15 protein-coding genes are annotated in these 15,216 nt (G+C 45.9%); 3 read left to right on the top strand and 12 right to left on the bottom strand.

Annotation, left to right across the window (positions count from 1 at the left end):
- Positions 1-4 precede the first annotated feature (4 nt).
- The gene (metG, locus tag L4C34_RS11250; protein WP_428789432.1) at positions 5-2,065 is read left to right on the top strand and encodes a methionine--tRNA ligase; all 2,061 of its coding nucleotides are present in this window, start codon (positions 5-7) and stop codon (positions 2,063-2,065) included.
- Between the two features lie 211 nt (positions 2,066-2,276).
- Positions 2,277-3,083, top strand: a complete 807-nt coding sequence (locus L4C34_RS11245; protein ID WP_428789431.1) for a hypothetical protein — start codon at positions 2,277-2,279, stop codon at positions 3,081-3,083.
- 92 nt (positions 3,084-3,175) lie between these two features.
- On the opposite strand, the gene L4C34_RS11240 is transcribed toward L4C34_RS11245, so the two are convergent.
- From L4C34_RS11240 to moaA, 10 genes are all read right to left on the bottom strand, one after another.
- Positions 3,176-3,619 (bottom strand): hypothetical protein, encoded by a 444-nt coding sequence (locus L4C34_RS11240; protein ID WP_428789430.1) that lies wholly within the window; start codon positions 3,617-3,619, stop codon positions 3,176-3,178.
- 258 nt (positions 3,620-3,877) lie between these two features.
- Entirely contained in the window at positions 3,878-4,642 is a 765-nt protein-coding gene (gene udp / locus L4C34_RS11235) for a uridine phosphorylase (protein WP_428789429.1), read from the bottom strand.
- A gap of 265 nt (positions 4,643-4,907) precedes the next feature.
- A complete protein-coding gene (locus tag L4C34_RS11230) occupies positions 4,908-7,208 on the bottom strand; it encodes a zinc/cadmium/mercury/lead-transporting ATPase (RefSeq protein ID WP_428789428.1) in 2,301 nt (766 codons plus the stop codon).
- 67 nt (positions 7,209-7,275) lie between these two features.
- Positions 7,276-8,736, bottom strand: a complete 1,461-nt coding sequence (locus L4C34_RS11225; RefSeq protein ID WP_428789427.1) for an MATE family efflux transporter — start codon at positions 8,734-8,736, stop codon at positions 7,276-7,278.
- 128 nt (positions 8,737-8,864) lie between these two features.
- Complete coding sequence (locus tag L4C34_RS11220; protein ID WP_428789426.1) at positions 8,865-9,281, bottom strand: CBS domain-containing protein; 417 nt, start codon at positions 9,279-9,281, stop codon at positions 8,865-8,867.
- 169 nt (positions 9,282-9,450) lie between these two features.
- Positions 9,451-9,900, bottom strand: a complete 450-nt coding sequence (moaE, locus tag L4C34_RS11215) for a molybdopterin synthase catalytic subunit MoaE (protein WP_428789425.1) — start codon at positions 9,898-9,900, stop codon at positions 9,451-9,453.
- Between the two features lies 1 nt (position 9,901).
- Complete coding sequence (gene moaD / locus L4C34_RS11210; RefSeq protein WP_428789424.1) at positions 9,902-10,147, bottom strand: molybdopterin synthase sulfur carrier subunit; 246 nt, start codon at positions 10,145-10,147, stop codon at positions 9,902-9,904.
- Positions 10,144-10,623: a cyclic pyranopterin monophosphate synthase MoaC gene (moaC, locus tag L4C34_RS11205; protein WP_428789423.1), complete on the bottom strand. Its 480-nt coding sequence runs from the start codon at positions 10,621-10,623 to the stop codon at positions 10,144-10,146. The genes moaD and moaC overlap by 4 nt, the downstream gene beginning before the upstream one ends.
- Positions 10,624-10,632: 9 nt before the next feature.
- A complete protein-coding gene (gene moaB / locus L4C34_RS11200) occupies positions 10,633-11,154 on the bottom strand; it encodes a molybdenum cofactor biosynthesis protein B (protein ID WP_428789422.1) in 522 nt (173 codons plus the stop codon).
- A 43-nt stretch (positions 11,155-11,197) separates the two neighbouring features.
- Positions 11,198-12,187, bottom strand: coding sequence for a GTP 3',8-cyclase MoaA (gene moaA, locus L4C34_RS11195; RefSeq protein WP_428789421.1), 990 nt, complete (start codon positions 12,185-12,187; stop codon positions 11,198-11,200).
- A gap of 410 nt (positions 12,188-12,597) precedes the next feature.
- Here moaA and yvcK point away from each other — a divergent pair, with 410 nt between their 5' ends.
- The gene (gene yvcK / locus L4C34_RS11190) at positions 12,598-13,488 is read left to right on the top strand and encodes a uridine diphosphate-N-acetylglucosamine-binding protein YvcK (RefSeq protein WP_428789420.1); all 891 of its coding nucleotides are present in this window, start codon (positions 12,598-12,600) and stop codon (positions 13,486-13,488) included.
- On the opposite strand, the gene luxU is transcribed toward yvcK, so the two are convergent.
- Together luxU and luxO are read right to left on the bottom strand one after the other, a co-directional pair.
- The gene (gene luxU, locus L4C34_RS11185) at positions 13,477-13,821 is read right to left on the bottom strand and encodes a quorum-sensing phosphorelay protein LuxU (protein ID WP_428789419.1); all 345 of its coding nucleotides are present in this window, start codon (positions 13,819-13,821) and stop codon (positions 13,477-13,479) included. The genes yvcK and luxU overlap by 12 nt on opposite strands.
- A complete protein-coding gene (gene luxO, locus L4C34_RS11180; protein ID WP_428789418.1) occupies positions 13,787-15,205 on the bottom strand; it encodes a quorum-sensing sigma-54 dependent transcriptional regulator LuxO in 1,419 nt (472 codons plus the stop codon). The genes luxU and luxO overlap by 35 nt, the downstream gene beginning before the upstream one ends.
- Between the last annotated feature and the right edge of the window lie 11 nt (positions 15,206-15,216).

Raw genomic sequence — 15,216 nt, 5'->3', positions numbered from 1 at the left:
AAGTATGGCAACTGATCCAAGAAAACTTTTGGTAACTTGCGCCCTTCCGTATGCTAACGGTTCTATCCACCTTGGCCATATGCTTGAGCATATCCAAGCTGATATTTGGGTTCGTTACCAACGCCTACGTGGCAACACAGTGAACTTTATCTGCGCGGACGACGCACACGGCACGCCAATCATGCTTAAAGCGCAACAGATGGGTATTACACCTGAAGAAATGATTGCTGCGGTAAGCGAAGAGCACCAAAAAGACTTCGCTGGCTTTGATATCAGTTTTGATAACTACCACAGCACTCACAGTGACGAAAACCGTGAGCTCGCTTCTCATATCTATCTTGAACTGAAGAAAAATGGCTTTATCTCTAGCCGTACGATCAGCCAGCTGTTTGACCCAGAAAAAGAAATGTTCTTGCCAGATCGTTTCGTCAAAGGCACTTGTCCGAAATGTAAATCTGAAGATCAGTACGGCGACAACTGCGACAACTGCGGTGAAACTTATAGCCCGACTGAGCTAATCAATCCTAAATCTGCCGTTTCTGGTGCCACACCAGTAATGAAAGACTCTGAGCACTTCTTCTTTGACTTGCCACAATTTGAAAGCATGCTAAAAGAGTGGACTCGCTCTGGCTCACTGCAAACTGAAACTGCAAACAAGATGCAAGAATGGTTTGAGTCTGGCTTGCAACAGTGGGATATTTCTCGCGATGCACCATACTTTGGTTTTGAAATCCCAGGCGAAAAAGACAAGTTCTTCTACGTTTGGCTAGATGCGCCAATCGGTTACATGGGCTCATTCAAAAACCTATGTAGCAAACGTGACGATTTAGACTTCGACGAGTACTGGCGTAAAGACAGCAGCACTGAGCTTTACCACTTTATCGGTAAAGACATCGTGTACTTCCACAGCCTATTCTGGCCAGCCATGCTAGAAGGCTCAGGTTTCCGCAAGCCAAACAACGTATTCGTACACGGTTATGTGACGGTGAATGGCGCGAAAATGTCGAAATCAAAAGGCACTTTCATCAAAGCCAGCACTTACCTTGATCACCTAGATCCTGAGTGCCTACGCTACTACTACGCGGCTAAGCTCAATAACCGTATTGATGACCTAGACCTTAACCTTGAAGACTTCACTCAACGTGTCAACGCTGATGTTGTGAACAAGATTGTTAACTTGGCATCTCGTAACGCTGGATTCGTGACTAAGCGTTTTGAAGGCAAGCTATCCGCAAACTTTGCTGAACCTGAACTGTACCAAGAATTCATTGACGCAGCCCCGCGCATTGCAGAGCTATACGACAACCGTGAATTTAGCCGAGCCATTCGTGAGATCACCGCATTAGCAGACAAAGCTAACCAATATGTGGATGAGAAAGCCCCATGGGTTGTGGCGAAAGAAGAAGGTAAAGACCAAGAGCTGCAAGACATCTGCTCTGTGGGCATCAACCTGTTCCGCGTTCTAATGACTTACCTCAAGCCTGTCATGCCTGCACTAACCGCACGTACAGAAGCCTTCTTAAACGAAGAGCTAACTTGGGATGGTATCGCACAGCCGCTGACTGACCACGAGATCACTAAGTTCAAAGCACTATTCAACCGAATTGATGCGAAGAAAGTTGAAGCGATGGTCGACGCATCTAAAGACGATGCGGCAGTTGAAGCAGCAGCGAAAGAAAAGGCTGAAGCAGAAAAGAACAAAGCAAGCCAAACGGAACTAGACAAAGATCCAATCGCAGATGAGATTGAATTTGACGCGTTCTCAGCAGTTGATATGCGTATCGCACGTATCATCTCTTGTGAAGAAGTGCCAAAAGCGAACAAGCTGCTTAAGTTCCAACTTGATATCGGTGGTGAAACTCGTCAAGTATTCTCAGGTATTAAATCTGCTTATAAACCTGAAGAACTGGAAGGCAAGCTGACGGTGATGGTGGCGAACCTCAAACCTCGTAAAATGAAGTTTGGTATGTCTGAAGGCATGATCTTGGCAGCAGGCCCAGGTGGCAGCGACCTATGGATCCTAGAACCACATGAAGGTGCTCAACCAGGTATGCGTGTGATGTAACACTCAGCTTAACCCTGATACCCAATCAATCCCTCAGTTTGAATCCAGCTGAGGGATTTTTAGTTGATAACCACGATGGATCATATTGCACCAATACAATGAAAATCAGTGAGCTGCATCATATTAACTCATTGTTTTTTAACACCTAACATTTGGCACGTCGCATGCTAGATAGGCATAATACTTTGGGGTCTTTATTTTAGGAGCCGCTATGTTTATCGCCATCTCTCTCTTAACGTCATTTAGTATTCTACTGGTGATGATGTTCTTAGCGAAACAACGTGAGAATACCTTCCTACGCCAATATCAATTGATCGTCACACTCAGGCAGCTGCTGTTACTCATCCGCCAAAGCCGAAGCAATACTCACTATGGGATCTCCGCCGAGAAAAATCTTGCCTCACAGCTCACCAATCTAAATAGCAGACTCACTGACAAATCCCACCAATTAGTCACCATCTCTCCGTTCGAGAGCAAACCCAACTACCGAGTCTTCCAGCAGATGTTAAAGTCCTTAACGCTAGACTGGAGAACACGCAGCGTGGCAAAAAACCAAATGGTGCACGGCAAAGCCATCCGTCACTGCTTGTTCTTAATAGACGAAGTGATGATCGCTTGGTTAGTGGAATCTGGCAGGCAAGATCTGAGCACCGAGTACCACCACCACTGGCAGCAAATTGTCGATGCGATGGAAGTCCTCACCAAGCTCAGGATCTCTATCCAAGATATCAGCACTAAGGAAGGGTTTCAGCAAGCGCAATACTGTTGCGATAAAATGCGACGAACCATTAATCAGCTGTCGATTATCTCACCGTTAACCCTCACCTCCCCCGCTTGCAACAAAGCACTGCAAACATTAAGCGAGCTGATCAATAACCCCGACTTTCCCCATACCACGCAAGCTCTATATGACCTCACCAACGATATTTCACTTAATATCGCCAGAGTTTACGACCAAATATTATCGGATCTGATCGAGCAGCTGTATTTACCGCTACCTATGGAGAGGATTGCTTGAGATTGAAGAAAGATAGTTAAACCGATCTCAGGTTATGTTAGATACAGTAGTTGGCGTTTTCATATTGGAACCTTATTTATCAGTTCAGTATTCTAGAAAAAGATTTTGTTTTCGTATTCTCGGACGTGAACTTTAACAACATCCCAAATGCGTACATTTTCGCCCGTAACTTCAAATACCTTTGCATGATTGTGTGGAGCAATACTTTTCATTTGATTGAAGTTGGACAGGAACGTTTTAATATCCAGAAGTTGGTTTCGAAGCATAGTGATGGTTATAGGGGAGTAACCTTTTCTTTCAAGGGTTAGATATGCATTAAGAATACGACTATTAATTTGGTCTTGACGCTGCGCCCATCGCTCTAGTCGATGCCTTACCTTATCTTTTTCATCTAGGTACTTTTGGGGTAATGTTTGAGAGTGCTGGCAATTCGGGGCTTCAATACTACTCTTTATTGGCTTTTGAACGGGTTCTTTGATAAGACGGCGAGTTTTTTTCGTCCACTTCCTCACCCAAACAATCAATTGTTTTAACATGATAGAAATTCCAGCTTTCTGATTGTTATAAAGGTAGTTGGAATCTATAGGTTTGTCTGTTGAATGAAAGCTGATCTTCAGTGCTAGATTTGATGAAGTTCTAATTGAAGCTATTCCTTACGGGAATCTTCACTGACTAATTTGCGTCCAACTAAGTGTTACCCGTATCCAAGTCCAATAGCAAACTCAAACCTCTAAATCAAAAAACTCCGCTGAGAGCCTCAAGCGGAGTCTTTATCAATAAGAAATCAGGCGAGATTATTTATTTAGCATCTTACGCGCTGCTTCAACAACAACACGGATAGCGTGCGCTTCTGTTTCTTTCAGTGTTGAGTGATCTGGGATCTCTTTTTGTGTACGGTTTAAGATAACACCTGCTACACAGCCAGCTTTAAGGCCAGAGCTTGCACACATGGTAAGAAGCGTTGCTGATTCCATTTCAAAGTTCAGTACGCCCATGTCTTGCCATTCTTGCATTGAACCTTGGAAACGGCGCACAACGCGGCCAGAGAATGTATCGTAACGCTCTTGACCTGGGTAGAAAGTATCGCTTGATGCCGTCACGCCCATGTGAACCTTGTTACCCGATTCTAGCGTCGCTTCACGCATTGCTGCGGCCACGTCGAAATCAGGTACTGCTGGGAATTCCATTGGAGCAAAGTGTTGGCTAGCGCCATCAAGACGAACTGAACCAGTAGTTACAATCATGTCGCCTACATTTACGTGCGGTTGGATAGCACCCGTTGTACCGATACGTAAGAAAGTATCAACCCCTAGCTGTGCTAGCTCTTCAACCGCGATTGACGTAGAAGGGCCACCGATACCGGTAGAACAAACTACCACTGATTTTCCGTCAAGTTTGCCTTTATATAAGGTGTATTCACGTGCACTATTTAGAAACTCTGGCTCATCGAGTAGCTCAGCGATTTTTTGTACACGAGCTGGATCTCCAGGAATAATTGCGATAGTTGCGCCGCTAAGATCAGATTTAGTGACACCAAGGTGGAATACAGCTTCTGACATTTCAAACTCCTTATAAGGCCTTTCTTTGCAGGCTCAGTTTTATTGGTAGGGTAAGGGGGTAATCTACCGATCATTACCTTTCCACATATCGATCTAGATCACACTATTCAAAGGTTACTAATTTCAATTTACACATTTAATCGGTTTGCATCACACTTCCATTGCAACCCATTCCATAAATAAGCGGAAAATAAAAAAGCGCCCATTATTCATGGACGCTTTTATTCAATGAGCTTTGTACTTCGGATTCCGGTTTAAACGCTACCTATTCCGATTTAAACTTGAGCAATCTAAGAGCATTGAGTGTGACTAGTGCGGTTGCCCCGCTGTCAGCCATAATAGCCGCCCACAGCCCAGTAATTCCCAGTACGCTAGTAACTAAAAACACCGCTTTTAGCCCAAGTGCCAACGTGACATTCTGTTTGATATTGGCAAGCGTCGCACGAGACAGCTCTATCATGCCAGCCAGCTCAACTAATCGGCTATGCGTTATCGCTGAGTCTGCTGTTTCTAGTGCGACATCGGTACCACTGCCCATAGCGATACCAATACTGGCGGCTTTCATAGCAGGTGCGTCATTAATACCATCCCCTACCATGGCAACCTGTCGGCTTTGTGCCAACTGCTCAACATAATGCACTTTGTCTTGAGGTAGCAATCCAGCTTGAAAGTCTATGCCAATCCGCTTACTTATTGCGGCTGCACTCAACGGGTTATCCCCCGTCAACATCACCGAATCAATCCCAAGATTTTTTAGCATACGTATCGCTTGCTGAGCATCTTCACGCAACGTATCTTGGCAAGCGATGATCCCCATCACTTCCTCGTCACCTTTCAAAGCGACAACGACTGTTTTACCTTCCGATTCCCATCGCTGAATTTTCTCACTGAGCGCTTCATCAAGGTGAGCCGTCAATTTACTCGGCGCTAATACGCTATAACGCTGGTCATTAATAACGCCAGTCACGCCGCTACCGATTAACGCTTGCTTATCATCGGCTTCTGGAAGCAACAAATTGTTCTTCTTTGCCTTGTTCACCAGAGCAACCGCCAGTGGATGGCTTGAGCCCACCTCAATCGATCCAACTATAGTTAATAAGCTTTCTTCACTCATGCCTGCAACCGGCTGAATGTCTGTCACTTCTGGCGTGCCTTTCGTTAGCGTACCTGTTTTGTCAAAAGCGATGGTTTGTACTCGCCCAAGCTGCTCTAGGGCCGCGCCACCTTTAATTAACGCACCACGCCGAGCCGCCGTGGCTAACCCTGAGGTTATCGCCGCAGGCGTAGAGATGACCAACGCACAAGGACAAGCAATCAATAACATAGCCAATCCGCGGTAAATCCAAGTGTCCCAATCTTGGCCGAACAATAGTGGAGGCACCACTACCACGACTACCGTGAGGAGCATCATGGCAGGCGTATACCAACTACTGAATTTGTCTATGAATCGCTCCAATGGCGCTTTGCGAGACTCGGCTTGCTCGATTAAATGCAAGATTCGGTCAATAGCATTTTCGCCTTGCTTAGACGTCACTTTAAAGCGCACAACTTTGTCGACGACAACCCCACCCGCCATCACAGATTCATTTTGATAACGTTCGACTGGTATCGACTCACCTGTCAAAGCGCTTTCATCAAAGCTCGCCGAAGAAGATATAAGCTCGCCATCAGCTGGCAGTCTTCCGCCTGGAGAAACTTCAATCACGTCACCAATGTCTAACGCACCAGCTGGCACCTCGATGCGTTCGCCATCGACTATCTTGACGGCATTTTCCGGCACCAGTTGCATCAACGATTGCACGCCGCTACGGGCGCGTGAAGCGGCGAACGCTTCTAAGCGCTCACCAATCAAAAACAGCAACAATACCATGGCGGCTTCAGCGGTATCGCCCAAATAGAGCGCGCCCAAAGCAGCAACACTCATCAACATTTCAATCGCAAATGGTGTGCCAGATAAAGCAAGCTGAATCGCTTTTCTAGCGATAGGGTACAAGCCCACTAAACATGTTACGGTAAACAGCCATTGGCTGGCGACAGGAGAAAAATAGGAAAGGATGGCCGCGACCATGACCGCAATGGCGACAGAAATAACGTGCAAGTTATCTTTAACGTGGCTAAACCAGCCAGAAGCTTCGATCGTCTTATTCGACGTCGCTTCCGCAGACTTCAGAGTAAAGCCTACTTTTTTTACCGCAGCGATAACCTGCTCCGCGACAGATTGATCTACATATTTCACTACCAACTTTTCGGTAGCAAATAAAACTTTACTCTCTGAAATACCGGCGACTTTATTAACCGCGGTTTCCACTTTTTTTGCGCAGGATGGGCAGTCCATCCCCGAAATTAGCCAACTTTGGCTGGTGATATATTGAGAAGGTCGCCGCCGCTCAGGCTCTTCGTCTAACGAGCTTGCATCTGATGCGCAGCCCGAACTGTCACAGCAACTAGCCGAAGATTCTAGGCTGGCAGCCTGAATCGCCGCCATTGGTTGACTAACACAAGATTGAGGTTGAATAGTGTTGATTGAAAAGTTTTTTGCACGGCATGCTGAATGTTTAGTGCACATGGGGCTTTCTCCATTTCTTAAGATACCCCACAAGAATAGACCTTGGAGCGTACTCCAAGGTCAAGGGCTATGATGCAGTTTTTTCTTCTTCCTGAACGACTGCGCTGATTTCTTCAATCACCATTGCATCATGCGAACAAAAAGGTTGAGTATTAACGCAGTGCACTGGGTCATCTTCAACTAAGCTTGCGTCCTCAATTCCCAGCATGAGCTGGCTTATATGCTTTTTCAGCACAAAAAATGCTAGCGTACCAAACACAACGGTACCGAGAGCCGAGCCATACATCACACCATAAGCCCCATCCACATGCGCACCGACATAGACAAAGGGCAAAGTACCAAGCGTCGCTTTGCCAAGATTCAACGCCGTGGAGTACAAAGGCTTACCTAGATTATTGAATGAAGCATTGACCACAAATAATGTGCCGTTAAATACGTAACTAATCGCAATATAGGTACAAAAGACCGATACAATTCCTGCCGCATCCCCCGTTAACCTAAACCCAGCAATAATCAACCCTTGGGAGAGGTAAAGCACTAGACATATCAGCACTGAATACGCAGTGGTGACCAACACCGAGTTTTGTAAGACCTCTTTAATTCTGTCGAATCGACCGGCGCCAAAGTTTTGGCCAATAATCGGCCCTATCGCCCCAGACAGTGCGAATATCAGACAAAAACTCACTGGGACCAATCGCCCAATCACCGCATATCCAGCAACAAAATCTTCACCCGATTTAGCAATAAAAGCAGTAATAATCGCATTCCCTATTGGAGTCGCACCGTTAGTAATGATAGCGGGCACAGCAATCGCAAAAATAACCTTTATGTGGTTGAGCCATTTTTGCAATGACGGCCACGCCAATAGATCATATTCCTTGATGAGCGGATATAGGGAGAAAAATAACACGGTAAAACGAGCAAACACTGAGGCGATAGCTGCACCTTCTACGTTCCAGCCAAAACCAAATATAAACAGCGGATCGAGTACGGCATTCACAATGCCACCATACAGCTTCGACCACATGGAACGTTTTGCGTCCCCAGCGGCACGTAGCCCAGCACCAGCCGACATCGCGAGTGCCAAGATAGGTCCAGAAGGCAGCATAATACGCATATAGTCTGCTGCTTTTTCCGCCGCGTATCCCTTAGCACCTATAGTGGCGAGCAGCTCTGGAATAAAAAAATACATCACAGCGCTGATTACCGTACTGACAAGCACTGAGGTGATCAAAATACTAGTCCCGATATCTCGGGCATCAGGCCGCTTATTCGCCCCAATCGCTTTCGATACCAAAGCACCCATCGCAATTGAGGTACCAATAGAAGTTGAGGTGGAAAAGAACAATAATGTGCCAGCAAACCCGATAGCGGCAGCAAGCTCAACCTGGCCAAGCATACTGATAAATAGCATGTCGACTAAATCGACCACAAACAATCCCATCAAGCCAACGGAGCCCGCCCCCGTCATCACCAAGATATGTTTCATTGTTGATCCTTCAACAAACTTGGCTGCATGCTTTGACATATTTCCTACCTTCTAAAATACAAAAAAGGCGCATTGCGCGCCCAATCATAGCCAAGTTAATTCGCATCGTTCACCTTATTGTAAAGAACGATATTGAGAATCACTCAACCTAATTTTTCTCCGTGATACTACACCGGATGTTGAAAACAATCATCAATGTTTTTACCGATCGCTCTGAGCACATCCGTACGAGTGATGATACCGACTAACTTGCCATTATCCACCACAGGGTAAGCTTTAGGCTTACCTACTCTCATCTTATCTGCCAACTCAATAATGCTAGTATCAGGTTTCACCGACAACACTTCAGGATGCATGCAGTCACCGACAAGGTGAGTGTCTTGACAAAAATAACTCACCTTGACTAACTTATCTAACAAGTCTTGCTCAGATAGAAATCCAATGACTTCTTCTTTCTCGTTGATAACTGGACCACCTAAATGCGGTGAGCTCATTACTTTGTTTAGTGCCGCACTTAACGACATCTCCACCGTGAAGGTGACTGCTTTGGCTGTCATATAATCTTTTACTTTGAGCGATTCCATGTTTGCTATCTCCTTGACTCAAAAGCTCCAACCGTCTGTCTTTAAGTGTCGACTACTTTCTTCAATTTACGCAATGGATTTAAGCAATTTTATTAATAGGTGATACCTATCATGCTTTCAGTGTACCCCTATCGAGTATGTTACATTGCGACGTCGAAGCTTCTGCAACTCACCACCGCTCAGCGGCATCAGTATCAGAGCATCGGCTCTCTATCCAGCGGCTTCCTTGTTTGGTGCGCTCTTTTTTCCAAAAAGGCGCACGGGTCTTAAGTTGATCCATAATATATTCGGCAGCAGTAAACGCCTCACCACGGTGTGTACTCGCAACGCCGACAAAAACGATATCGTCCCCCACATCCAGCGCTCCCACTCGATGAATCACAGTGACATCAGTTAACGTCCAACGATGCACAGCTTCTCCACCAATGCTATAGAGCGATTTCTCGGTCATACCCGGATAATGCTCAAGCTCCAGCCCTACAACATGATCGCCTAGATTCATGTCGCGCACTTTACCGACAAACGTCACGACTGCGCCCGCTGATGGGTTCTGGCTCAATAGATCATATTCGCCGCCCACAGAAAACGGACCTGTTTGCACCGAAATGCGAATCGCCATGTTATCCCCCCGTCACTGGAGGGAAGAACGCCACCTCGTCGCCATCATTAAGTGACGTATCAAAATCCACGACCGATTGATTCAGCGCTGCAAGAAGCTTGCCTTTTTCTAATGCCAACGACCATTTCCCTGCCTGTGATGCTAACGACGCTCGCAGCGCTTCTACCGTTGCAAACCCTTCCTCAACTTCCAAAGAGTCAGTGCCTAATAGCTCTCTCGTTTGAGCAAAAAATAATACCTTAATCATAACTCCGCCTTAAAATGACCAGATTTCCCACCGACCTTTTCCAGTAAACATACCGAGCCAATCTGTATGTCTTTTTGCACCGCTTTACACATGTCGTAAATGGTCAGAGCCGCGATTGAAGCGGCGGTCAAGGCTTCCATCTCCACCCCAGTTTGCCCTTTTAGTTTGCATAAGGACTCAACCCGAACTTGATTGCGTTCCATCTCCGGATATAAGTTCACCTCAACTTTAGACAGGAGCAATGGATGACAAAGAGGAATAAGATCCCACGTTTTTTTTGCGGCTTGAATACCCGCAATCCGCGCAATCGCAAACACATCCCCTTTGTGATGAGAACCGGATACAATCAATTGCAATGTTTCTGCAGACATAGACACGATGGCTTGCGCGCGCGCCTCTCGCACCGTTTCCGGTTTCGCGGAGACATCCACCATATTCGCTTCACCATGCTCATTTAAGTGAGTTAATGTAGCCATGCAACACTCCTAGGTAAATTTGTTGGTCACATGCGGCATGAAATTGCACGGTTTATGGGAAGCATCTAGCTGCTGCTGAATTATTTTCGTCCAAGCTGTGCGACACGCACCAGTCGAGCCTGGCATGGCAAAAATAACCGTATTGTTGGCAAAGCCTGCTACCGCTCGAGACTGGATAGTTGACGTCCCAATCTCCTCGTATGACACCGCCCTGAACAACTCTCCGAAACCTTCCACACACTTATCAAACAAAGGACTAATCGCTTCTGGCGTGGTATCTCGCGCTGTAAACCCGGTTCCGCCAGTGATCAAAATTGCTTGTACTGTTTCATCCGCAATCCAATTAGAGACAATCGCCCTGATTTGGTATTTGTCATCCACCACAATTTGTTTGTCAATGATAGAGTGACCTGTTTCTTTTGCCTGTTCCAGCAAGTAATGCCCAGACGTATCAGTCTCTTCAGTTCGTGTATCTGAAACCGTTAGTACGGCAACACTCGCCAAGCGAGATTCGTTTTCAGCATGTCCCATAAGATTTCCTAAATTTTGTCAGTATGATATTTCCAAGATGGGATTAGCCTCCGATAGAGGCTAAGTGCGGGGTACTGCCTGAGTTTCCCAGATGCAATTGATGACCTGAAGTTTTGGTTTGTAGCTGCGCATCTATGCGATGGATAAGCTCTGTAGTTTGGCCATCCGCTTGCAATAAATCGCGAAGCTCTACGCCATGCTCGCCAAACAAACACAAATGTAACTTGCCGCGGGCAGAGACACGAAGTCGATTACAGCTGGCACAAAAACCAGCTTCGTACGGCATAATCAAGCCTATTTCTCCCGCATAATCTTCATGTGTGAATACTTGAGCCGGTCCATCATGGCTCTGACGCGCTTTGCGTTTCCAACCAAGATTAACTAATTGTGTTCGAATCACGTCACCGGAAACGTGCTGCTGATCGAACAGCGAATCCATTTCACCAGTTTGCATCAGTTCAATGAAACGAAGTTGAATCGGCCGCTCTTTGATCCACATAAGAAAAGTGGGGAGTTCTTTAAGGTTAAACTGCTTAAGTAAAACAGTGTTCACTTTTATTTGGCGGTAACCGACTTCTAAAGCTCGGTCTATGCCCGCCATAACTTGTACAAACTTATTTTGGCCAGTAATTTGCCGAAACATATTGGCATTCAAGCTGTCGACACTGACATTAATATGTGTCAAACCCGCTTGTTGCCATTCTGCAACATGCTTTTCTAGTCGATACCCGTTGGTCGTTGTTGCCACCGTTTCGATGCCAGGCGTATCTGAGACTGTCGCGATAATGTCGCGGAAGTCTTTGCGCATACTTGGCTCTCCGCCGGTAATGCGCACCTTAGTGGTACCACAGAGAGCAAAGGCATTCGTTACCCGACGAATTTCGTCAAGACCAAGAAAAGATGAACTCGCCTTACTCGGTGGAACATACCCATCCGGTAGACAATATGTGCACTTAAAGTTACATACATCCGTGACGGATAAGCGTAAGTAATAGAATTGCCGTTTAAAGCTATCTTCCAGCTGGATGGCCATGCAGTTCCTTTTTCAGCAATTAATATAGGCAAGCATTTGCTACAACTCACTTTTATAAATTCTACCGACAAGTAATAAAATTGCCAGCCTTTCAGCTAACCAACTGGTAATGTCCTCGCCACTAAAGCTGCCTCAACATGAAGTGTAGCTAATGAAGTTGGAGAGACTGGTCAAATAAACATGAACAATGACTCAATTGAACCTTTACTTCTCACGTATCTATTTAAAAAGCCGTTAATTGAGTTCGAGAACGTTAAGTGACAATACTGCACCTTCGGCTAAGATAGGTATATAATTACCAAGCCTATTAACATCGCCCTTATCATAGATAAGTTAAGCATTTATCACGTTCTAAGGGAATGCTCACACCAATTTAAATGCTATTCACGGGGCCTGTAGAGAACACATAGATGACTTTATATTCAACCAAAAAAGTAGTCGCCATCGGCGGCGGTCATGGCCTAGGGCGCGTTCTGTCCGCACTCAAAGATTTTGGTTCCAATGCGACGGGAATTGTCACCACCACAGATAATGGTGGTTCAACAGGCCGGATTCGAGATAGCCTTGGAGGAATCGCATGGGGAGACACCCGAAATTGTATTAACCAGTTGATCACCGAGCCCTCGATCAGCTCTATGATGTTTGAGTATCGATTTAAAGGCAACGGCGAGCTGTCAGGCCATAACCTCGGCAACCTTATGCTCACTTCATTAGACAATTTATCAGTTCGGCCACTAGACGCCATTAATTTGATTCGAGATATGCTAAAAGTCAGCGTCAATATTATTCCGATGTCAGAACACCCAACCGATTTGACGGCCTTATCAGTCGATGGTCAATCGGTCACTGGAGAGACCAATATTGACGAAATGAATCAGCCGTTAAGACGCCTCGACTTAGACCCAGAGGTCCCCGCGACTTCAGAAGGTGTGACGGCAGTCGAACAAGCCGATTGCATTGTGTTAGGGCCGGGAAGCTTTTTAACCAGTATTATGCCCCCTCTTCTACTTCCAGATATAGGCCACGCTATCGCGCGCAATCAAAATGCGAAGCTGATCTTTATAGATAACTTGGCCCCAGAAAAAGGCCCAGCCAGCATAATGCCATTGAAGCAAAAGCTGGAATGGTGTGAGCGGGCATGCCAGGCCCGAAAGATAGATGCCGTGATTGGCGAAGACGATTACACAGAAATAGCCGCCGAGTGGCAGTGTCTAAATGTCGACTTAGCCTCGCCAAACAGAGCTTGGCGCCACGATAGGGCTAAACTACAGGAAGTTATAGAAAAGCAGTTACGCCGATAGCTCTTGGTAACGTCGATAGGTCGTTTGTAATACCACGAGCAATTCCTGTCCGTCGACCGATTGCTCTAATACAACCCCAGTTTTCGCTTTAGAATCAATCGCTGTCGCCGTTCCACAGAGTGCGTCGGCACCAAAGCTCGCCGCACTACTTTTTAGTGCGTGACTAATGTGCTTTAAATATTCATGTATGTCGTCGGATGCATCTGTAGATAAATGATTAATATAATCATCTAACTCACCAAGAAAGATGTTGAGTAACGTCGCCACGTTCTCTTGGCCGACTTCAGACGACAATCGATCAATTTTGCTTTGATTTAGCAATTCCAACGCCATTTTGTTCTTCCTTCGAATTCCACGCTTGTAGCTTGCGATAAATAGTTGATGGACTCACATCAAGATATCCAGCGGCTTTAGGGATATTACCGTCACAAGCCGCAATAGCTTGCTCAATCGCCATTTTTTCGGTGAGCCATAACGGGAAAATATCTTGCACGCTAACATTATCTTTTTCCTCCATTTTTACTCGAATCTGATTGTCGCTCATTTGATTCAGAGGAGGAGGAAGCATGTTATAGGCAATTTCCTTGCCATCGTTTAGCACCACCACATTACGCAACACATTTTGCAATTGACGAACATTGCCCGGCCACTCATAGCGGTTAAACTTCTCTACCACTTCAGGGGTTAGGCGAATGAAATCTTTCCCTTCTTCGTTAGACATATAGCCTAATAAAGAATAAGCGATTTCGATAACATCTTCCCCTCTTTCTCTCAAAGGCGGTAGATGCAGAGGTATCACATATAGACGATAGTAGAGATCTTCTCGGAAACGACCTTCTTGCACTTCCTTCCATGGGTCACGGTTCGTCGCACATACAAATCGAACATCGACGCTCTTCATTTTCGATGAGCCTACCTTTTGAAAGGTACCCGTTTGAATAAATCGCAATAGCTTGGTTTGCAGATCCAAATCCATCTCGCATAACTCATCCAAAAACAAGGTCCCGCCATCAGCCAATTCTGCGGCTCCTTGACGATCTGTTGCTGCCCCTGTAAACGCCCCTTTCACATGGCCAAACAGCTCACTTTCAATCAAATCTTTGGGAATAGCTGCGCAGTTAATTGCAATAAAAGGCTTATCACCGCGCTTGCTCGCCGCATGAATCGCTTCGGCGCACACTTCTTTGCCCGTACCACTTTCACCCGTAATAAAAATACTGGCTTTACTCGATGCAGCAGAATCGATTGTCCGATACACTGCTTGCATATTTTGGCTACTGCCAATGAAACCTTGGTATTTAGCATTACCAGCGTCTGTTTTAAGTTTGCTAGCTTTACGAATAGCATTGTTAACGGTGACACGCAACCTATCGGCTTCACACGGTTTGATGAGGAAGTCTTGAGCACCGTGCCGCATTGCTTCAACCGCAATATCAATCGACCCGTGCGCCGTCATGAAGATAACGGGCACATCCGGGTAAGTTTGTTTCACGGCAAACAAAACGTCCATTCCGGTCATATCAGGTAGGCGTAGATCAAGTAATATCAAGTCTGGCCGACACGCTCCAACGCTATCGATAGCATCACGACCGGTACCAACAATATTGATATCTATGTCTAAGGGAGTCAGGTATGAACGATACAATAATGCGACGGACGCAGTATCTTCAACCATCAATAAATACTTTCTTTTTTGGTCTGGAGTTGTTTGTTGCATAGCCTAGCCAC

Source organism: Vibrio profundum, from assembly GCF_050337555.1.
Taxonomy (GTDB): domain Bacteria; phylum Pseudomonadota; class Gammaproteobacteria; order Enterobacterales; family Vibrionaceae; genus Vibrio; species Vibrio profundum.
This window is presented reverse-complemented; position numbering and strand designations above follow the sequence as displayed.